This is a genomic window from Pseudanabaena cinerea FACHB-1277, assembly GCF_014696345.1.
GTDB lineage: Bacteria > Cyanobacteriota > Cyanobacteriia > Pseudanabaenales > Pseudanabaenaceae > Pseudanabaena > Pseudanabaena cinerea.
This window is the reverse complement of sequence record NZ_JACJPY010000046.1, coordinates 1-20,067: the sequence shown is the minus strand read 5'-3', so window position 1 is coordinate 20,067 and position 20,067 is coordinate 1. Positions and strand designations below refer to the sequence as shown.

The 20,067-nt window shown below is 42.5% G+C and carries 18 protein-coding genes and 1 pseudogene; 8 read left to right on the top strand and 11 right to left on the bottom strand.

Going from position 1 to position 20,067, the window contains the following annotated elements; all coding sequences use genetic code 11:
* The first annotated feature begins 81 nt into the window (after positions 1-81).
* From H6F44_RS14040 to H6F44_RS14025, 4 genes are all read left to right on the top strand, one after another.
* The gene (locus tag H6F44_RS14040; protein ID WP_322096226.1) at positions 82-594 is read left to right on the top strand and encodes a hypothetical protein; all 513 of its coding nucleotides are present in this window, start codon (positions 82-84) and stop codon (positions 592-594) included.
* A gap of 38 nt (positions 595-632) precedes the next feature.
* Positions 633-3,737, top strand: coding sequence for a response regulator (locus tag H6F44_RS14035; protein WP_190351652.1), 3,105 nt, complete (start codon positions 633-635; stop codon positions 3,735-3,737).
* Between the two features lie 82 nt (positions 3,738-3,819).
* A complete protein-coding gene (locus H6F44_RS14030; protein WP_190351651.1) occupies positions 3,820-4,398 on the top strand; it encodes a histidine phosphatase family protein in 579 nt (192 codons plus the stop codon).
* A gap of 309 nt (positions 4,399-4,707) precedes the next feature.
* Positions 4,708-5,412, top strand: coding sequence for an Npun_F0296 family exosortase-dependent surface protein (locus H6F44_RS14025; protein WP_190351650.1), 705 nt, complete (start codon positions 4,708-4,710; stop codon positions 5,410-5,412).
* A 546-nt stretch (positions 5,413-5,958) separates the two neighbouring features.
* Here the strand turns inward: H6F44_RS14025 and H6F44_RS24050 are convergent.
* The 4 genes and pseudogenes from H6F44_RS24050 to H6F44_RS14005 form a co-directional block, all read right to left on the bottom strand.
* A pseudogene (locus tag H6F44_RS24050) lies at positions 5,959-6,234 on the bottom strand (extracellular solute-binding protein); the annotation flags it as partial.
* Positions 6,235-6,418: 184 nt separating this feature from the next.
* Positions 6,419-6,727, bottom strand: a complete 309-nt coding sequence (locus tag H6F44_RS14015) for an ABC transporter permease (protein ID WP_190351648.1) — start codon at positions 6,725-6,727, stop codon at positions 6,419-6,421.
* Positions 6,720-7,961 (bottom strand): metallophosphoesterase family protein, encoded by a 1,242-nt coding sequence (locus H6F44_RS14010; protein WP_190351647.1) that lies wholly within the window; start codon positions 7,959-7,961, stop codon positions 6,720-6,722. Before H6F44_RS14010 ends, H6F44_RS14015 begins: the two co-directional genes overlap by 8 nt.
* Before the next feature lie 704 nt (positions 7,962-8,665).
* Complete coding sequence (locus H6F44_RS14005) at positions 8,666-9,277, bottom strand: phage tail protein (protein ID WP_190351646.1); 612 nt, start codon at positions 9,275-9,277, stop codon at positions 8,666-8,668.
* Between the two features lie 333 nt (positions 9,278-9,610).
* Between H6F44_RS14005 and fbp the strand changes: the two genes are divergently transcribed.
* From fbp to H6F44_RS13990, 3 genes are all read left to right on the top strand, one after another.
* Complete coding sequence (gene fbp, locus H6F44_RS14000; RefSeq protein WP_190351645.1) at positions 9,611-10,651, top strand: class 1 fructose-bisphosphatase; 1,041 nt, start codon at positions 9,611-9,613, stop codon at positions 10,649-10,651.
* A gap of 70 nt (positions 10,652-10,721) precedes the next feature.
* Positions 10,722-12,041 carry a 3-isopropylmalate dehydratase large subunit gene (locus H6F44_RS13995; RefSeq protein ID WP_190351644.1) on the top strand — a complete coding sequence of 440 codons (1,320 nt, stop codon included), beginning with the start codon at positions 10,722-10,724 and terminating at the stop codon, positions 12,039-12,041.
* Positions 12,042-12,106: 65 nt separating this feature from the next.
* Entirely contained in the window at positions 12,107-12,982 is an 876-nt protein-coding gene (locus H6F44_RS13990) for a bile acid:sodium symporter family protein (RefSeq protein WP_190351643.1), read from the top strand.
* A gap of 176 nt (positions 12,983-13,158) precedes the next feature.
* On the opposite strand, the gene H6F44_RS13985 is transcribed toward H6F44_RS13990, so the two are convergent.
* From H6F44_RS13985 to H6F44_RS13970, 4 genes are all read right to left on the bottom strand, one after another.
* A complete protein-coding gene (locus tag H6F44_RS13985) occupies positions 13,159-14,499 on the bottom strand; it encodes an efflux RND transporter periplasmic adaptor subunit (protein WP_190351662.1) in 1,341 nt (446 codons plus the stop codon).
* A gap of 111 nt (positions 14,500-14,610) precedes the next feature.
* The gene (chlG, locus tag H6F44_RS13980) at positions 14,611-15,597 is read right to left on the bottom strand and encodes a chlorophyll synthase ChlG (protein ID WP_190351642.1); all 987 of its coding nucleotides are present in this window, start codon (positions 15,595-15,597) and stop codon (positions 14,611-14,613) included.
* Positions 15,598-15,646: 49 nt separating this feature from the next.
* Positions 15,647-17,356, bottom strand: a complete 1,710-nt coding sequence (locus H6F44_RS13975) for an ATP-dependent nuclease (RefSeq protein WP_190351641.1) — start codon at positions 17,354-17,356, stop codon at positions 15,647-15,649.
* 73 nt (positions 17,357-17,429) lie between these two features.
* The gene (locus tag H6F44_RS13970; RefSeq protein WP_190351640.1) at positions 17,430-18,368 is read right to left on the bottom strand and encodes a restriction endonuclease; all 939 of its coding nucleotides are present in this window, start codon (positions 18,366-18,368) and stop codon (positions 17,430-17,432) included.
* 60 nt (positions 18,369-18,428) lie between these two features.
* Between H6F44_RS13970 and H6F44_RS13965 the strand changes: the two genes are divergently transcribed.
* A complete protein-coding gene (locus H6F44_RS13965) occupies positions 18,429-18,764 on the top strand; it encodes a DUF433 domain-containing protein (protein ID WP_190351639.1) in 336 nt (111 codons plus the stop codon).
* A gap of 31 nt (positions 18,765-18,795) precedes the next feature.
* On the opposite strand, the gene H6F44_RS13960 is transcribed toward H6F44_RS13965, so the two are convergent.
* From H6F44_RS13960 to H6F44_RS13950, 3 genes are all read right to left on the bottom strand, one after another.
* On the bottom strand, positions 18,796-19,140 hold the full coding sequence (locus H6F44_RS13960) for a type II toxin-antitoxin system PemK/MazF family toxin (protein WP_190351638.1): 345 nt from the start codon (positions 19,138-19,140) through the stop codon (positions 18,796-18,798).
* Positions 19,140-19,385, bottom strand: coding sequence for a toxin-antitoxin system protein (locus H6F44_RS13955; RefSeq protein ID WP_190351637.1), 246 nt, complete (start codon positions 19,383-19,385; stop codon positions 19,140-19,142). Before H6F44_RS13955 ends, H6F44_RS13960 begins: the two co-directional genes overlap by 1 nt.
* A gap of 120 nt (positions 19,386-19,505) precedes the next feature.
* Positions 19,506-19,889 (bottom strand): hypothetical protein, encoded by a 384-nt coding sequence (locus H6F44_RS13950; protein ID WP_190351636.1) that lies wholly within the window; start codon positions 19,887-19,889, stop codon positions 19,506-19,508.
* Positions 19,890-20,067: the final 178 nt, after the last annotated feature.

Sequence of the window (20,067 nt, the reverse complement as noted above, 5' to 3'; positions counted from 1 at the left end):
GATTTTTAAATTAAGAAATGACGAAGCTATTTCTCGATTTGTTATATTTGAATCACATTCAGGCGACATAAGGCATAACCTGTGACTCACACCCGCTCAAAACATTCGCGACTTATGATTGCTGTGCTGCCAGACGAGTCGTCAGCCTTTGAAGCATATCGTCTGCTGCAATGTCATGGCATCTCTCCCGAAAACCTTGCTCTAGTTGGCAAGGGTTACAGCAACCCTGATAGTGTGGGGCTATTTAGTCCAGCCCATACGACATGGCGCTATGCCAAGGCGGGGATGTTTTGGGTTGGCAGTGCCTGTACGGTCATGGGCGTGATCCTGCATTTGGTTTTCAAGTTAAACTTAGCAAATCTTGATTGGTCGCAATCTTTGTTTACGATCGCCGCCACTTCAGGGCTAGTTGGCATTGGGCTGGGTGGCTTTTTGGGTACAATGTATGGCTGGTTTTTTAAAAGTAGTTTGTCGATATCATGTCGCAATTGTTTGGCGAGAGGACAGTATTTATTATTGCTAGAAGGTTCGGAATCTTTGACTCGCAAGGGGCGCGAGATTCTTGATGACTACACCGTTAAACCAAATCCATAATTATCTTTCCCTAAGGCTGTTAATACCGCTTTGACCCTATGCTCACCAAAAAAACCATTTTGATTGTGGATGATTCAAGGACTGATCGTGCTTTGTATCGACACTATATTGAGCATGATTCAGAGAATAAATATCAGTTTCTAGAGGCAGAATCGATTGAAGATGGATTACTAATGTGGCGATCGCGTCAGCCCGATGTTTTATTGATAGATTTGCGCTTGGTTGATGGTAGCGGAATGCAAATTCTCAAGACCATGCAACAGGAGATCTATGATGAGCAGCAGGAAAAGATTCTCCAAAACAATATTTTTAAAAATGTTATTAGAAAAAATGATGATTATGTGGGCGTGATCCCCAAACTGCCCGTAATTGTGATTACGGGTAGCGATCATGTGCGGGATGCGGTTGATGCCATGCAGGCTGGCGCATTTGACTACCTGATCAAGTCTGAAGTTACACAATCTTCATTACTTCAGAGTATTCGGAATTTATATGCCTATTTAGTTTTGAATGAACAGTTAGAACAGTCACAAAAGCGGGAGTTGATTGTTTCGCGCATTGCCCTCAAAGTTCGCCAAAATTTGATCCTAAATGATATTTGCCAAGCGATCGCCATTGAGGTGCGCCAATTTTTGCAAGCAAATCGCACAGTCATTTATAAATTTAATGCTGACCAAACCAGGAAAATAATTGCCGAGTCAGTGATTGAGCCTTGGATATCCTGTATGAATTTTACATCGGACTGTCCTTGTGTCATGCCTGAACAGGCACAGATGGAGAAGTATATTGAGGGACAGATTTGTGCCAGTTCAGATATCTATAACTCCAATTTCTCCGATTGTCATGTGCAGATGTTGTCAGCATTTCAGGTAAAAGCAAATTTGGTCGCACCGATTGTGCTAACTGACTATGTTGGCAAAGGTTATCAAACCTTATGGGGGCTGTTGATTGTGCATCAGTGTGATGCCCCGCGCCATTGGCATGATTATGAAATGCAATTTCTGCACCAAGTCTCCACCCAACTAGCGATCGCCATTCAGCAATCACTAATCTATCAAGATCTACAAATCGCTAACGAATCCCTAGAGCGACAGGTACAGGAACGTACTAGGGCATTGGCATATAGCGAAAATAAGTTGCGCTCTATTGTTGATAATTTGCCAGATGCGATCAATCTCATTAGTGACGATGGCATTTATCTAGAGTCAAAACAGCATGAATTGCGCCATCACTTATTTTCAAGTGCAAGTAATATTGTCGGCAAGAGCATATTTGCGGTGTTGCCTCCAGAGATTGCTGATCGCAAATTTAGGGCAATAAAAACCGCGATCGCCACGGGTCAAGCGCAATGTTACGAACAGGTTTTTGAGATGGATGGTAATCTGTATTGCGAAGAGGTGAGAATTGTCAAGATTGATAATCATTCAGTTTTGTGCCTGGCTAGGGATGTCAAAGAGCGCCGCGAAGCAGAAATGGCTCTCAGAAAGAGCGAAGAGCGCTTCCAGAAGATCATGGCAACAGTCCCAGGGGCAATCCAGATCTTTGTGCAACATGTCGATGGCTCTAGTGCCTTTGAATACGTTAGCCCTGGATTTGAAAATATTAACGAAATTACTGTAGAGACAGTTTGCCAAAATCCTAATCTTGTTTTTGAACAAGTACATCGTGATGATATTGATGGTCTTTTGTATAAAGTTGCAGAGAGCAGTAGAACGCTCAAAACCTTGCTGCATGAATGTCGTATCATTACAACCTCAGGTAAAACTAAATGGCTACAGTTTAATTCACAACCAGAACGTCGCAGTAATGGAGATATCTATTGGTATGGGGTCGTTTTTGATGTTACGTCGCAAAAGGAAACGGAAGTAGATCTTGCGAAGGCGAAGGAATTAGCGGAGGCAGCTAATAGGGCTAAAAGTGATTTTCTGGCGAATATGAGCCATGAAATCCGCACTCCGATGAATGGGGTTTTGGGCATGGCGCAATTATTAGCAACAACGCCACTACGGGAAGATCAAAGGAATTTTGTGCAGGTGATTTTGGATAGCGGTGATATTTTGATGATGATCATCAATGATATTTTGGACTTCTCAAAACTGGAGTCAGGCAAGCTGCAACTTGAACAAAAGCCGTTTAACATATTCAACACCGTGAATTCTGTTTGTAATTTGCTGAACAAACAGGCGGCTGACAAGGGGGTTAAGTTGCAATACCACATCAATGAAGCAAACAATGATGCAAACAATAACTATTTCATCGGCGATCAGGGACGCTTAAAGCAAATTTTGATCAATTTAATCGGCAATGCCATCAAATTTACTGAACATGGGGATGTGACGATCGCCTATAAATGCAAGCCTCTACAACAGGAAGGGCAAGGAATTTATGAATTTGAATTTACGATCGCCGATACAGGGATTGGCATTCCCCGCGATCGCATTGGTTCGCTGTTTAAACCATTCACCCAAGCCGATGCTTCCATTAGCAGGCAATATGGCGGCACGGGTTTGGGGCTAGCCATTTGCAAGCGCTTTGTGGAAATGATGGGTGGGCATACTTGGGTGGAGAGTCATGGCAATATTGGCGGCAACCCTCCTCCTAATTGGCTGCCCAATTATGCAACTGGCGATCGCCACGGTGCTAAGTTTTATTTCACGGTGCAGTTGCCACTATCCCAAATGCCGAAAGTAGCGATCGCCAAGCCCCCTAGTGACCTTTCTGAAGTAAATGCCAAGGATTTACCTCTCAGAATTTTACTAGTGGAAGATAATATTTTTAATCAGAAAATTGTGCAGATCATGCTTGAGAGAATGGGATATGAGATCGCCATTGCCAATAATGGCGAAGAATGTTTGGCTTTGCTATTTGGACAGGGTGATCCACCCCCAACCCTGAGCTATGATCTAGTACTAATGGATGTGCAGATGCCTGTAATGGATGGACTCACAGCCACAAAGTTAATTCGGCAACGTTCAGGCTCGGCAAGCTGTCCTTGGATCGTTGCTTTGACGGCGGATGTAATGCCCGAAGACTATGAGAGCTGTTTGAAGGCAGGTATGAATGATTACATCAGTAAACCCATTGATATTAAAGCTCTCAAGCGATCGCTACAGCATTTTGTGTTGACTTACAGGAAGGGCTAGGGTTTTGAGGGTTGCCATAGTTTGCTGAGAGTGACACGAAGCATCGCGCTCAAATAAATAACGATAAAACAATGAGAAAATAATGATCCAAAACATAGTAGCGATCGCCAGTACGATGATGATATCCGCAGTGGTCAGCTTTCGTTCTGACGCTCAATCTGGGATCAATGACGAATGGAGCGCCCTCAGGGGTAAAGGCAAAGTTGTCCTCATGCGCCATGCGATCGCCCCAGGTACTGGCGATCCTGAGCAATTTAAGATAGATGACTGTAGCACCCAGCGCAATTTGTCAGAGGAAGGACGCGCACAAGCTCGCCAAGCGGGGGCTGAGTTTCGGAAGCGGCGCATTCCGATACAGCAAGTTCTATCAAGTCAATGGTGTCGTTGTTTGGAAACTGCCAAGCTTTTAAATTTAGGTGAGGTGAAACCTGAGCCTGCTCTCAACTCTTTCTTTCGCGATCGTAGTACTGAAGATGCCCAAACCATCCAGACCCGTCGTTTGATAGTAGAACATCAGCAACAGGATGGCGTAGTAGTTATGGTGACGCATCAGGTAAATATCACTGCCCTCACTGGGATTGTGCCGCGATCGGGCGCTGCGGTAGTGGTTCAGGCAAATACCGCAGGAGACGTGACAGTAATTGCTGAACTAGATCCTTAGCCTTACAATATAAATTGTAGGCCGAAAGCTTAACCACCTTGAAACGGACTGATCATAGATCTTCTCTAGTCTGCTAAAGCAGGCTTTAGCTTTGAACGAAGAACTCTAGTTCCTAGTAATTTTGCGTAATTTCTAAAATATTGCCACTATCTGCTTTGATATAACTTTCTTATAACTTTTCCTAACAAAAACTAACTAAACTGATAACCTATCAACCTTGTAGCCTTAGTGAAAGTGACCTATAGTTTAATCCATGAGAAATGATTCAAACTTACAAAAGTAACAAACAGGTTTTAGGCAGTAAAGATTATGAAAGCATTAATTGCAGTTGGACTAGGAATTTTAACAACTTCCGTCGGCGTAGGCTCGGCAAGTGCTAGCGGATTTACTACTGATGTGACATCTTCTGTAAGCTGCCTAGCTCCTGATAGTTGCAAATCACAAGTCGCAGGAGCAGTAACAATTGATTTTAACTCTGTTGCGGGCGCTCCATCCACAGGTTTTGCTCAGTACAGCCCAAGTGGTGCTGCTCAGCTATTTTTCGGCAGTGTATCAGGTCTGTCCGCAACTCCTTTCAAAAATGAAACCAAATATCTTACTTTAAATAAAGGACAGCAAGCAGTAGTTTCATTCGGTGGATTAGTGGACTACTTTGGTTTGTACTGGGGTTCCATCGACACATACAACAGCATTGAGTTTAAGCAAGGTGCTACATCTTTAGCAACATTTGGCGGTCAGCAAATTGCTAACTTGGTTAAGGAAAAATACAATTTGCCAAATACCCAGTTTGCATCTTGGACTAATGCATACACTAACGTATATGTAGATTTCTTTGCAAACAGTGTTGATAAACAGTTTGACACCGTGATCTTGCGTTCAACTGGAACTGCATTTGAATCAGACAACCACGCTTATAGAGCGGCTAGACCTGTGCCAGTTCCAGGCATGGCTCTTGGGTTAGTTGCTGCTGCTGGTATGTTGGTTGCTAAGCGCAAGAAAGCTGCTCAAGCTTAACTTGTATTCAGAAACCATTTAAGAATTCTCTAGATCCCCCCATTCCTCTTTTTAAGCGAGATTGGGGGGATTTAGTTTCTGTCCCATTTTTAAGGGGGATTTAGGCGGATCAAAACTTTTCAAACAGGCTCTAAGGTCATAAAGATTTAACCTGTATCTATTTGTTATCAAAGAAAAAGCGCTCATGGAGGCAAACAGGTGAAATGGAAAAATAGGAAAAAAGTTTTAACGCAACAACAGACATAAACAGGATCAAGTTTCCCCTAACTGAACTGTTAGACGATCTTATCAGGAAGCCACTACAACTGTAGTCAGCTCGTGCTGATACTGAGAGGATTTTCGCAAGGGCAACCGACACAACATATAGCCGAAGAATATTGATTTCGACTTCCTCCGTCGTCTTCTTGTCTCTCCCTTCACCTATTTACACACATGAGCGAATAAATTAGCAATCTCTAATGGAAACTCATCCTTTCTAAATTGCCTTGTGAAATTAGATTGAAATATTCCCAATAAAATTGATAATTGGCAAAGGCATATTCCACAGCCGATCACACCTTCCCCTTGTTGGACTTGGGCGCTGATACCCGCATTGTCCTTGATGCCAGTGCCAGTCTTCCATGACACATTCAGTCCTGTTCCCACTTCGTTCTTCCATTCGGGACTAGTGGCGCTGAGATGAGCAGTAAATGCGGCGGTTGTGCCACTGCCATCGGAGCGATGGATTACGGTGATTGGGAGATCGGGAAGGGGCACATTGGGATTAAGAGAGGCGATCGCGGGATCGTTCCATTTTTTAATCTTCCCTAAAAATATCTCAGAAGGAATCCATCCCAAGTTTTGATGCAGTCCGCGCATTAATGGTCGCAGCGCTGGCAACAACACAAAAATCCCCCACAACCCACTAAACGCCGCTAGGAATCGCCGCCAGTAATTCGGTCGCAAAGGAAATCGGTACACGAACAGCTTTAGGTGCAATATCTTCATTGAGAAAAATCGCAATGCCTCAACCCAAGGGCATCGCCAAAGCGATCGCCACTAATGAACTAACGACAGTTCCATAAATTTGTGGCAAAATCCCATAGATATTTTTAACAGGATTCCATTCCATCGTCCAGAGAAAGCCTAAGCCAAATTCCTTCAGCGCAGGAATTGCCGCGATCGCTAGTTCAAAGGCGATCGCCGCCACTAACAACAGGATCGTGATCGCTAGACCTTGTGAGGTTTTCTGAAATGTGGCATCTAACCAAAGCGATCGCCTCGGACGACTAAGAACCTGCTCACCAGAAATCTGATCACCAGAAAAATTAGGCACTACAGAGACTCGCTCCCAATTGTTTCTCACAAGCGGTTCGCTCAGAAGTACTCAAATCTTCCATTTTCAGATCCCGCCGTAACACCATGCCATTATGTCCATTGATCGAACGTGGCAACTCGTCATATTTGATCGGCTGCATCGTTCTCATGTCATAGGTAGTGTAGGTGGTCAGTTCGGGAGAGGCAAAGTTGATATCTAAGATCGTCATGGATTTACGGGGCGGCATCCGACCTCCAAGATAGGGGCGTGGACCCGCACCGAGAACGCCCATATGCAGCAATTGCAGTTTACCCTTATGCGCGGGGTAATATCCGTGATGGTGTCCGCTAATGTAAGTGTGAACCTGATTGCGCTCTAGCATGGCGCGTAATTCTTCCGTATTGGACATCACTTCCCCAGCGCTGTCCCGTCCCACCGTCACCGCATAGAGCGGCAAATGTCCTATTAAAATCTTGATTTTCGCCGCCTTCGCTTCAGGGCTTTGCAATGCCTTCTCCACCCATGCCAATTTGTCTTTAGGAATCAAATCCGATGAACCATCCCAAATCAAAAAGAAGACATCCTTATATTTAAACGTGTAATAAAAGGGAAACTCAAAGCGATCGACAAATTCCACCCCAGGATCGTGGGCAGGATCATTCCAATACTTTGTCGCAACATCCCGTTCGCGAGCGAACAAAAACTTACCCGAACCGCTCTTAGCACTGGATGCGTCATGGTTCCCCATTGTAACCCCAAAGGGCAGTTTTGCCTTCCGTAATGGAGATGCCACATGATCATCAAAGGCAGCCCACATCGCTTGCATCTGCTCTTCCGTCAGCGATGGATATTGACCTGCCACCATATCGCCACTACAAGCCACCAGATCGGGCTGCCAAAATGGAAGTAAGGCGATCGCTTTATCCACTTCTGGTTCATAATCGGTGGAGCCATAGGCACTATTCAAATCGCTAATTACCGCCAATCTGACATCACCCCTTGGCGGATTGTACAGCCCATTGGCAACGCGATCGACGATCGCTTTGGTCGCAGGCGGCAATTTTACCGCTTTTGGGGGCTGCTCTGAGGGTTTGGTCGTAGCAACAGTCTGGTTCGTTTTAGGGCTGGGCGTATTGTTGCTATCACCATTAGCAACATTGGTTTCACCTTGGCAAGCATGGAGGGCGATCGCCATGATCAGTCCCACCATGATGCTCAAAAAAATTCGTAATCGCGATCGCCAAAATTGCATAATAAACTATCTCGATGATTGTTTGCTTTGCCAATGAGTATGTCTTAATCTGCTCCCAATGGCAAACAGCGATCGAATAGAATACTCATGCTACAGGGATTTTAAATTTGTAGGTCAGACATCTTGCCTAACAAGGATTACAAACACTTTTGTCAGTCAATCAGATATAGCTCTCTCTGCATTTAAAGTTTTGCGACCTCTCAATCCCCCCCTAAAAAGCTACCTTGTACACACAGGTTATCAGCTATAGCGTGAGTTCAAAGATCTCCCTCAATCCCCCTTGCAAAGGGGAAAGAAGAAAATCCTCCCCCTTTTTGCAAAGCTATAGGACTTACGCAAACAAACCAATAACTCAAGTTCTTGGCTGACAGCTAAAATCAGAAGCCGACTAAAATACTTCTAAGATCAACCCGTTGAAACGGGTTTAAGCTTTTAGCCCGTAATTTATTACAGGACTGTTACTTAAAGTCCCAAGCTACTATGTCCACACAAGTCTCAATCCCCCCCTTAATTCCCCTTTGCAAGGGGAAAAAACTAGAAATCTTGTTCCCTCCCTGTTGTGTGTACACCATAGCTTTTTCAAAGGGGCAGATTAAACACCTTTAAACTTAGTCGATAAAGACTTTTGTTTACACCGTAGCTTTTAAAAATAAGAAGGAAGAAATTCCTACTTCTTAAAAGATTTTTTGGGGGAGCTTTTAGAACTATGGACGAGAAGGATAGATGCCCTGCGTGGCGATGCAATATCTCATCCCCACATAGGGAGGTATAATGCTCACTGGCTGACCACTGCCAGTATTTGCTGTAGTGGCATTACCAGCATTGGCAGTAATTGATTTCACAACAGTTACCGTGCCAGATCCAGCTTCTGCTGTAGCATTAGCCGCAGCTACGGTGCTAGTAGCATAGCCGTGATTGTGAGCTGGCAGCGAGTTGACATTCAAGGTGACGGTCGCGCTGCCAGCCTGTTGACCTAAAACAATATTACGATCAGCAGTTCTGCCAATCCCCATAGGAAATCTTCCTGATAGGTCAGGGAGATTAAAAGTTGTAGTTCCATTGCCACCAAAGGTTGTGCCGAGCAAAGAGAATAAAGCTTGGTTTTGACTGATTTGCAAAGTCTGTCCATTTGCTTCTAAAAAGCCTTCTGGACAGTATGAATAGGGTAGAAGCTCAATCTCACCAATAAATGGGTCATATCCAGCGATCGCAGGTGTAGAATCAGAAACAATGGCAAATCCAAGAACCAACACGATGGAAGCAACTAGGGAGAGGAGGATAGTTGCTGCCTTACGCAAATTTGTAACGAGATTCATGCTATTAATTTTTCAATTTGATTGTGGTTTGTGGTTTCTCGATCAATTAAAGATTGAGTAGAAACCAGAGGTATCGTATCATGACTCTGATTTGCTCTTATTGGGCTTTTGGCTGATTCCACATAAGACTTAATGTTTTGGATAAGTAGCTCATCATAATGAAAATCCAAAGCCTGAGACTGTGCCAATCGCTTTTAGCTTTTAGCTTTTAACTTTAATAATGGTGAGCTACTTACAAGATTAATCTTACAAGATTAATATTTTTGGAATACTTGGTGATATAAGCGAATCTGTGAACTAGACTGATAGCAAGCAAGCCTCAAGGTAAAAGCCATGACTGATTCCACCAGACTCAAGCCCGCCGAAGAGTTCGCCCTCGGTCGAGACTTCATGACCCTCTCGCAGCACGTCCTCTCGCAATTTGGCACATTTTCTGGAGAAGCCTTTGACCTCAGCGCCCTGATGGGCAGGATCGGACTAGCAGGTAAAACGATCGCCCGCCATCTCAGTCTTGCGGGGATCGCCGAAAACGTTCTTGGTGTAACAGGTGAGGTAAACGTGCAGGGGGAAGCCGTCAAAAAGATGGATCACTATGCCAATCGCGTATTTCTCCGCGCCTTTGAACAAAGTGGGCTAGTCTGCCGCCTTGCTTCCGAAGAAATGGAAAAGCCCTATTATATTCCTGAAAACTGTCCCGTCGGTCGCTATACCCTGCTCTATGATCCCATTGATGGCTCCAGCAATATTGACGTGAACCTAGCGATCGGTTCTATTTTTGCAATTCGCCAACAGGAAGGGAATGACGAGTCAGGGGATGCGTTAGATTTACTTCAGTCTGGACGTAAGCAAGTGGGGGCTGGCTATATTCTCTTTGGCACAAGTACGATGCTTGTATATACCCTTGGCAAAGGTGTCCATGCCTTTACCCTTGATCCTAGCATCGGTGAATTTATTCTCTTTCAGGAAAATATTACTATCCCTCAAGAGGGTTCAATCTACAGCGTCAACGAAGGGAACTTTTGGCAATGGGAAGAACCCATACGGGAATATATTCGCTATATTCACTTGCAAAAGGGAATGTCAGCCCGCTATTCAGGCGCATTAGTTGCAGATATTCATCGCATTCTCTTTCAGGGTGGCATTTTTCTCTATCCAGGGGCGCTCGGACATCCCGATGGCAAATTGCGATTGCTCTATGAGTCAGCACCACTTGCACTTTTGATCGAGCAGGCAGGTGGGCGTGCGACCACAGGCTCTGAGGAAATCTTAGATGTGATTCCCGATCGCCTACATACCCGCACTCCACTTATCATTGGCAGTGTCGCTAATGTAAAAGTTGCAGAATCCTTTTTAGCCCCCTCAAAAATCTCATAGGGTTGCTGTATAATTAGATACCGCCTAACCTACTAACTTAAATTTTCTATCAACTAAGAGAACCACAACTATGGGCATGACACTCACCGAAAAGATTTTGGCAAAAGCATCGGGTCGCAACAACGTTAGTCCTGGCGAAAATATTTGGGTGAATGCCGACTTGCTAATGACCCATGATGTTTGTGGTCCTGGAACAATTGGTGTATTTAAGCGTGAATTTGGCAATGATGCAAAGGTTTGGGATCGCGAGAAAATTGTTTTGATTCCCGATCATTATATTTTTACTAAAGATGCTCGTGCTAATCGCAACCTCGACATTTTGCGTGATTTTGCCAAAGAACAAGACATCAAATATTTCTACGATATTACCGATCTATCGGACTTTAAGGCAAACCCAGATTATAAAGGGGTATGTCATATTGCCCTTGCCCAAGAGGGACATACTCGTCCTGGGGAAGTTCTGTTTGGCACTGATTCCCATACTTGCAATGCAGGAGCCTTTGGACAATTTGCCACAGGGATCGGCAATACCGATGCCGCCTTTGTGATGGGAACAGGCAAGCTTTTACTCAAAGTGCCTGCTTCAATGCAGTTTATTTTTGATGGCGAGATGCCTCCCTATCTTTTGGCAAAGGATTTGATTTTGCAGGTGATTGGCGATATTGGCGTTAGTGGCGCAAATTACCGTGCATTGCAAATTTCGGGATCGGCGATCGCCAAAATGACGATGGAAGAACGGATGACGATCTGCAATATGGCGATCGAAGCTGGCGGCAAAAATGCGGTGATTGCCCCCGACCAAACCACTTTCGACTATGTGCGATCGCGCAGTGATCAGCCCTTTGAGCCACTATATGCTGATGCTGATGCTGAATATTATTATGTCAAGCATTACGATGTCTCCAAACTAGAGCCTGTGGTGGCAAAACCCCATTCTCCAGACAATCGCGCACTAGTTAGGGAAGTGAAAGATGTCAGTATTGATCGTGTGTACATCGGCTCCTGTACGGGGGGCAAAACTGAAGATTTTTACCATGCAGCGCAACTGCTCAAGGGGCAGCAGGTCAAGGTTCCCACCTACATTGTGCCAGCAACCCAAAAGGTTTACAACGATCTCTTTACCCTCAAAATTGATGGATTAACCCTCTCAGAGATTTTCTTGCAGTCGGGTTGCCTTGAGCCAGCCTCACCCTCCTGTGCAGGTTGCCTCGGCGGTCCTCAAGATACCTTTGGCAGAATCAATGAAGTGGAAGTATGTGTATCCACTACTAACCGCAATTTCCCTGGACGCATGGGCAATAAACAGGCACAAATTTACTTAGCTTCTCCCTATACGGCGGCAGCTTCAGCGATTACAGGTAAAGTCACCGACCCCCGCGATTTTATCTAAATTTCTATCAAAAAGAGGTGGCGCTTTGCGCCACCTCTTTTTAGTTTTTAACTGACAGAAAATCTATGCAAGAAAGTATATTTACTACGCTGGTTTTGCCGATCGCCTTAGCATTGATTATGCTAGGCATGGGACTATCTCTTAAGCAAGAAGATTTTCAGCGCATTACTCAACAGCCCAAAGCTGTGTCGGTAGGCTTACTGAGCCAGATTCTCTTGCTACCGATCATTGGTTTTGGAATTACGCAGGTTATCGCTATGCCTCCCGCGATCGCGGCGGGATTGATGATCATAGCCATTTCCCCAGGAGGCGTATCCTCAAATATGATCACCTATCTGGCTAAGGGCGATGTGGCTTTGTCCGTCACATTAACGGTATGTAGCAGCATCATTACGATCTTCACAATTCCTATATTGGCAAACCTTGCCTTAAATCATTTTCTAGGACAAATTGCCGCGATCGCTTTGCCAATTGGCTCTACGATGGGGCAGATATTTCTGATTACGATCATTCCGATTGTGATTGGAATGTATATACAATATCAGTTTCCCCAGATAGCTCACCGCCTCGAAAAGGTCACTGGTCGCCTTGCGATCGCTTTCTTAGCCTTGATTATTTTAATTCTTCTAATTAGAGAATGGAGTCGCTTACCTGAGTTTATTGTTCAGGCTGGTTTAGGTGTAATTTTATTAAATATACTTTCGATGGCTTCGGGTTTGATGATCAGCAAGTTATTAAAGCTTAGCCCACCTCAACAAATTGCGGTGGCGATCGAGGTTGGTATTCAAAATGGAACCTTAGCGATCGCTATTACCGCAGGAATGCTCAATAATCAAGATATGGCAATACCTGCGGCTATTTATAGCCTATTCATGTACATTAGTGGATTTGCCACAATTCTATACAGTTCTAGCCAAATTCCAAAGGATTTGCAATCCTAGTTCTCATGTTGTCCATTCCGCAATGCAAGCAGGACGGATTCTGAGTTTAGTTCTTATAGCGGTTTTCATTTTGCCGTAGGCAAAATGAAAACTCAAAACTCTCACTGGGCTTGTGTTTATTTTTTCTTTTTCAAATGAGTACGCACTCATTTGAAAACCGCGATAACTATGGTGAGCTACTTACTTGTGCTAGGAGCAGGGGCGATCGCTGCACCATTTTGTAGTTGCAGAATTCCCGAAACTACGATTTTGTCATTGGGTTTCAGCCCTTCCAATACCTCCTGCTTATTACCAATAATTTTGCCCAGCTTGACTGCTTTTTGATTGGCAACTAATTGGGGGGCATTAGGCGCTTGCGGGGTAGGTGCTTGCGAAGTGGTTGATGGGGATTCGGCAACAAATACAAAATCTTGACCACCGAGGCGCGAAATTGCCGAAGTGGGGACAAGCACACCCGATCGCGAAGCCCAAATTAGCCGCGCTCTCACAAATTGATTCACCTTCAATTGGTTCTTGCCATTGTTAAAGTTCGCCTTTACTAACACCGATTGTGATTGCGGATCGATACTTGGAGAAATGAAAGCCACATTGCCCTTAACTAGGGGTTTATCTTGACTATCCAATAGCTCAACGGGCATTCCCATTTTTAAGCGGGGCGCATTTTCCACAGGCACAGCGATCTGAATTTCGAGAACTTGATTTTGGGTAATTGTAGTTAATTCGGTGCTGTTGCTGACATTATCGCCCACCTTGATCGGGATATCGCCGACCACCCCTGCAAAAGGAGCCGTCACCGTATAGAAATCCAATTGCACTTCTTCTTGAATAGCACTAGCTCGACTTTCTTCAATGCGTGTCGCTGCACTATTGATGCTTGCTTCTTGCGCCGCTATTTGCGCTTCGATTTGTCCTAACTCAGCCTTAGCATTCCTCAATCCATTGGAAACTTCATCTAGCTTTTGACGGGCGATCGCCCCCTCTGCTGACAGTTGGGAAAAGCGATTAAATTCCTTTTGGTTAAAATCCACATCGGATAGAATCGATTCACGGCGAGCGCGAAGTTGGGCAAGGGTAGCTCTAGCACTTTCAAAGTCGGCTTGGCTGGTGGCAACGGTGGCAACCGATCGCTGCACGATCGCCTGTTGCCGTGCAGGATCGATCCGCAAAATGGGCGCACCTGCTTCCACGCGATCGCCCGCCTTAACATAGATTTCCTGCACATAGCCATCAACACGGGACTGCAATGCCACCGATTGGCGCGACTGCAAGTTTGCCACATAATCGGCGCTATCAGTAACGGTTGCTGTCTCCACAGAGGCGATCGGTACAGGAATCGCGCCAAATCCACCGCCTTGAGGTGGTGCTGCCGCGCAGGAAACTAAGGCAAATCCAATTGCTGAATATAGAGCTTTAGATAGAGCTTTAGATAGATCCGCATTCAGAAAATTCGATAATCTTGAAGATCTATTCTGTAAATAATTTTGCAGGTAATTTCTATTTTTTTGACGTTCAAGCATAGTTTCAATCACAATTATCTGTTGATGCTAAAGCGATCGCCTTAAGCCTGCATACTGCCAACTGGGGCATTTACAATAGAGAAACAGCACAAAGCGCTGTTTCTCTACTCCCTAAATTCCTGCATTTCCCATCGCAATACCTGCCACTAGCATCCCGATTACCAAAAATGGCTGAGCGCTGGCTTGATATTTGACATCATTTTTAAGCGGGTCGCGCAAAAAGTACATATCTTGGAAAGTAATCTGCGGGATCACTAACAGCACGATCAAACTCGCTAATAATTGCTGTCCAACGGTGACTAGATACACAGCAATGCCGATTTGGAAAACATCGATCGCCGTTGCCGATAGTAATGCTGCCTTCTGCACCCCAAACATGACGGGCAGAGATTGCAAACCTAGCTCGCGATCGCCTTCCACGCTCTTAAAGTCATTAACTACGGCAATCCCTAACCCTGCAAGACTATAAAATAACGTCACAGCCACCACTGTCCAATTTAATGTGCCATAGAGGGCATGACCTGCCCACCAAGGCAGAGCAATATAACTAGCACCAAGGGCATAGTTGCCGAGCCAACCATTTTGCTTGAGTTTCAAAGGTGGTGCAGAGTAGATATAGGCAAGGAATGAACCGCCGATCGCTAATTTGGTAATAATGAAATCACCGTGACCAGCCGTAATATCAAGGATGGCGGCGACACCGATACCACCAAGTAGCAAGATCCAAATTTGGGCGATCACTTGATTTAATGGAATTGCTCCCGATGGAATGGGGCGGTAAGGTTCATTAATGGCATCAATTTCGCGATCGTAGTAGTCATTGATGGTTTGGGTATAGCCCGTCAGCAAAGGTCCTGACATAAGCATACAAAGCAGCGATCGCATGACATTTTCAATCGACCATGTAAAATCGCCAGAGGAGGCTGCGCCACAGAGTACGCCCCACATTAGGGGTATCCATGTGATCGGTTTCATCAGTTGCAGGCGGATCTTCCAGATGGAAGCGCCTTGCACGTCCGCACCTTTCATTCCGAGCATTTGGCGGGTACGGGCTTCGCGAGACTCGCTCGCTGGTACGTCAGGGGTTGGAGACGACATATTTACAAAAATTTATAGACTTGCGGTTGATTATAGCTTTTCGGCAGATCTATTCAGCAATTAACTGTTTAATAAATCTACCGAGATCAGTTTCTAACAACTCTTCATTAGTCATTTCTTTAGCAATTCGCCAGTTATCTGCTTTACTCCATCCAAATTGCGTTCTATCTTTGAGGCTTTCGTAAGGAGCAAGTGCAGAAAAACTATTTCCTTTAACTGCCTTTACCGCATGATCTGGAAAATAATTTTCAGTAGCTCGATACTCCAGCACATGACATTTAATTCCAATTTCTTCACACATATCTGCAAAGTCTTGTATTCTAGGGCATAAAGTTTCTTCTGGAGAACTTTTTTCACTATCAACTAATGCGTATATATCATCTGAAATACGTTTGACCTCTTGTAGCTCATCTCTGAAATTTGCGTTGATGAGGCTACCACCACCTAGAGGCAGCAAAAGAATTTCATGATCTTTTCCAAACTTACGCAAAAATTGTTGAATTGTCTTAACTTCTGTTACTCCTTCAACAAGAAGAACTTTATTAAAGCCAAATTCTCGGTATGCAGAAAAACTTAGCTCACCAAGAAATTCTGATAAATATTTTGAACTTTTTGCATTATCAAAATCAATTATTTCACTACCTTTATATTTATCTACTTTACGAACTACATAGATTTGCTCAGCACTCGCTCTTGCTAGTCCAATACTATGTGTACTGAAAATAACTCCTTGACTAGCATAGTTACCAAGAGTAGTTAAGAAATCCAGTTGAAGTGAAGGATGTAGATTTAGTTCAGGTTCATCAATGAGTATATAAGCAGGTTGTTTAATAGCAACATTTGCAAGAACTAAAAAGAATTGAGAAAGACCAGCACCTAGCTCTGACAGATTATAGACTTCATTATTATTAATAACAAATTGAATTGTCTGATCATTTACTGAAGCATTAATATCCAGTTCATCAAAACCAAATATCCGCTTAATATCATTTTGCAAGGCATATATCCGTCTAATTAATTCTTTATCCTTACCAGTTTTAGATTCACGCCACTGTTTAATAAGAGTCAATCCAACATTAATATCAAAATAACTAGCATGAAGTGACTGTATGTTTCTAACTGCACCTAAATCATCAGTAGGAAAAAGATTTATTGAATTGCGAAAAGCTCCAATATATAGAGTATTACCTAAAGAGTGTAAAAGATCTGCAAACTCAATATATGGTATTTCTACATAAACAGGTACATAATCATCATAACCTCCTTGATGCATTTCTTCATCAGTAAAACTTGTTTGCTGAAACTTAAATGACTTACCAGTATCCACAACTTTAAATCTTTGAGATGTTAGTAGCCCATAATTTGCAAACAGTTGAAAAGAATATGACATATTCCTTTCAACTATAAAAATTAATTTTTTTGGAAGTAGAATCTCTTTGGCTTCAGAATCGTTTTCACGCGAAAATTCAATCTCTATAGATATTGGACGGTCATTAGCATTACAGAAAATTTCCTGATTATCTATGATTTCTTTTGGAAGACGTAATTGTCTTGTAGATTCAGCTAGACAGAATTCCCAAGTATCTTTATTTTTAATGGTTTCCAAAAGATAGCGAAATTCATAAAAGAATTTCAGGAGAGTCGTTTTCCCAGAATTGTTAATTCCTATTAGTGCAGTAAACCCTTTGCGAATAGTTATTCTAGCGGGGTTAGCTTCAGTAAAGCATCTATAATTTTTTATGGTCAACCTGATTTGCATATGTTGAAATATTGTAAATTTGATTGTTTGATAATTTTATCTAATATTTTTTGAATACTCTTAATTTGCTTTTTTATTCAAAAAGATATTTAAATATTAAATTTTGTAGTTCATCTCGGTCACATAATACTAAGCCAAGCTGTTTTGCTTCTTCTTTTACAATATAAGTGAAATATGAGTTATAGAAAACACAAGCATAATTAGCATTATACAGTCGAATATCTGCATATGCTTCTCTAATTGAATTTCGCTCAGACCGCTCTCGATCTACTTCTGATTTGAATATTATTCCCTGAATAACTATAGATTGTGAGTTATCATATGTAGTAATGATTAATTTGCTTGAATTATTAGAAGGTTTTTCATTTAAACTAATCGTGTAATTTAATTTCAAATAAACATCCGATAAAAATCTCTTAAATTCAGGTTCTGACATTTGATCAATTTGCAAAAGAGTTTGATCAACTAGAATCTGCTGGTTATATTTAATTCTTATTTCATCTGTCTCTGGATAATCTACATAAGTGCTTCCAGAGTTGTGATTAGAATTTGATGCGATAGAAAACATGAAAACTACAAATAATAATCCAATTACAATTACAATTACAACATTATTAGAATTTACACCTAATTGTTTTTCACATTGAGCTACTAGATCATTAAGAACTACTAAAGTCATCCTAGTTGGTAATTTCTGTTCTTTATATCCTTTTTGTAAACAATAATCTAATCTATTTAGTAATTCGTCTTTTTCTGGATAGCTAATTTTTAGTTTAGATTCGCATTTTTCAACTAAGTTACGCAGATCATATTCTGTAGTAGGCTCATCAGTCACCGTAAATCCTTTGAAGCGACATCTGTCTAGCCTATTATTTAACTCAATGCTTGGAGATTCTGATTCTATATTGACTTTTGCTAAAATTGTTGGAGAAACTGAAAGGCTTGCTATTATGGACAATACGGTCAGCAACGACCTAGTTTTTTTGTGAAAAACAAAATTAAATGCAATCATTAGATTTTGGAATTATGATAAATTTTGGAAACACAAATACTAGTAATCTCTAAAACTATTATGACATTAATAATTACTAACGAACCAGTTCCACTCAAAATCGACACCGATGACGTAGTGCGCGTTGGCAAAACCCGCGTCACCCTTGATACAGTCGTCAATACCTTGCAGAATGGCGCAACGGCTGAAGAAATTGTTTATCGTTATCCATCCCTAAAACTAGCCGATGTCTATAGCACAATTAGCTTTTACCTCAATCATCAGCAAGAAGTCGAAACATACTTACAGCAAAGGCAAAATCAAGCACAAGCAATCCGCAAAATGAACGAGGCAAGGTTTGATCCACAAGGATTGCGAGACAGATTAATTGCGCGTCAGGTGGAGCAAGCTTCATGAAGTTTCTAGCTGATGAAAATATTGAAATCAACTATAGCCCCATCAAAATGCGTAATCGATCCTCTACATCTGCAAATACCTGAATAGATAAAGATCCTAAGCGCTTATCTAACCTCTCGACAGAAATTGATCGCACATCTTCACATTTAATAAAACTTTTTACCTTCAAACCTCCATCTGGAGGATTAACCGCCACATGAAAAGGAATTGATTTATCCTTTGAAGTGATAGGCACAACAACCACTAAGCCAGCAGATCCCTGATTGAATAAATCTACAGAAACCACTAAACAAGGACGCTTCCCCGCCTGTTCGTGACCTCTCACTGGATTAAGATCTGCTAACCATATCTCTCCCCTTGCAATCTTTTGAGGCATTACTCATCAATCCCGTCAGCTAGAGTTTGCTCCCATTCCTGACGCTCATTAAGCTCATCTTGCCACAATAACTCGTTCTTCCTTAAAGCCACAAAAGCCTGATTTGCTTGCAAAAGAAACAATTGTCTTCGATATTGCTCCACTGCCTTATCTAGCAAAGTTTGCAAATTCTCACCAGACTGTTTAGACAGTCTTAAAAGAACCTCATGAGTATTCTTGTTTATAGTTATAGCGATTTCAGACATAGCTAAACCTTAAAGATGTGTATTTAATTTTAGCAAATACTACGGGGATAATTGTATGTTAATCCCTAATAATGTTGTGACACTAGCAATAGCAAGCGAATTTTTATGTGTCCCAGATCGCTATAACTTGGATTTCAGGTATGAAACTATAAACTGGCAATACGCATCGTAAAAGCCATTCTCATCTTTTGTATTCAACTTGTCTATTTCTTTCTGTACTGTGATTTTAGCCCAAGTTTTATTTGAAAACTTCTCATCAAGTTTCCGAATTACTATAAAAAGGGCATCACTACGATTTTTCTTCAGAAAGCCAAGATTTAGATTTAAAGTTTCATTCAAATCGTGATTGATAGATACATCATCGGAGTAAATCCTACCATCAGGACGATATTTGATTAAGTTTTCACAATTTTTATCACCTTCGATGGGATTGATAGTAATTTCACTATCACCTTTTCTGGTGTCGCAATGTTGATTTTGAGGACGCGCTCCTTGATTGCCCATGCAAGCACCTAGCAAATTTCTGTAATCAAGTTGTCTAGATGAATATTTGGTTTGTGGTTGCCAATGTTCTATCTTCAGGGAGCATCCCAAGTTTGCGGTAAGTAAATATACTTATGTACAAGCAAGGAAGAAATAGGAAGAATAAAGAGGAATAAAAATAGTAACAAGAAAATGCAGT

What these genes read in the sequence shown, in the direction of transcription:
- H6F44_RS14035 (WP_190351652.1), top strand. Translation starts at nt 633, where the DNA reads ATGCTCACCAAAAAAACCATTTTGATTGTGGATGATTCAAGGACTGAT.
- H6F44_RS14030 (WP_190351651.1), top strand. Translation starts at nt 3,820, where the DNA reads ATGATCCAAAACATAGTAGCGATCGCCAGTACGATGATGATATCCGCA.
- H6F44_RS14025 (WP_190351650.1), top strand. Translation starts at nt 4,708, where the DNA reads ATGAAAGCATTAATTGCAGTTGGACTAGGAATTTTAACAACTTCCGTC.
- H6F44_RS14010 (WP_190351647.1), bottom strand. Translation starts at nt 7,961, where the DNA reads ATGCAATTTTGGCGATCGCGATTACGAATTTTTTTGAGCATCATGGTG.
- H6F44_RS14005 (WP_190351646.1), bottom strand. Translation starts at nt 9,277, where the DNA reads ATGAATCTCGTTACAAATTTGCGTAAGGCAGCAACTATCCTCCTCTCC.
- fbp (WP_190351645.1), top strand. Translation starts at nt 9,611, where the DNA reads ATGACTGATTCCACCAGACTCAAGCCCGCCGAAGAGTTCGCCCTCGGT.
- H6F44_RS13995 (WP_190351644.1), top strand. Translation starts at nt 10,722, where the DNA reads ATGGGCATGACACTCACCGAAAAGATTTTGGCAAAAGCATCGGGTCGC.
- H6F44_RS13990 (WP_190351643.1), top strand. Translation starts at nt 12,107, where the DNA reads ATGCAAGAAAGTATATTTACTACGCTGGTTTTGCCGATCGCCTTAGCA.
- H6F44_RS13985 (WP_190351662.1), bottom strand. Translation starts at nt 14,499, where the DNA reads ATGCTTGAACGTCAAAAAAATAGAAATTACCTGCAAAATTATTTACAG.
- chlG (WP_190351642.1), bottom strand. Translation starts at nt 15,597, where the DNA reads ATGTCGTCTCCAACCCCTGACGTACCAGCGAGCGAGTCTCGCGAAGCC.
- H6F44_RS13975 (WP_190351641.1), bottom strand. Translation starts at nt 17,356, where the DNA reads ATGCAAATCAGGTTGACCATAAAAAATTATAGATGCTTTACTGAAGCT.
- H6F44_RS13970 (WP_190351640.1), bottom strand. Translation starts at nt 18,368, where the DNA reads ATGATTGCATTTAATTTTGTTTTTCACAAAAAAACTAGGTCGTTGCTG.
- H6F44_RS13965 (WP_190351639.1), top strand. Translation starts at nt 18,429, where the DNA reads ATGACATTAATAATTACTAACGAACCAGTTCCACTCAAAATCGACACC.
- H6F44_RS13960 (WP_190351638.1), bottom strand. Translation starts at nt 19,140, where the DNA reads ATGCCTCAAAAGATTGCAAGGGGAGAGATATGGTTAGCAGATCTTAAT.
- H6F44_RS13955 (WP_190351637.1), bottom strand. Translation starts at nt 19,385, where the DNA reads ATGTCTGAAATCGCTATAACTATAAACAAGAATACTCATGAGGTTCTT.
- H6F44_RS13950 (WP_190351636.1), bottom strand. Translation starts at nt 19,889, where the DNA reads ATGGGCAATCAAGGAGCGCGTCCTCAAAATCAACATTGCGACACCAGA.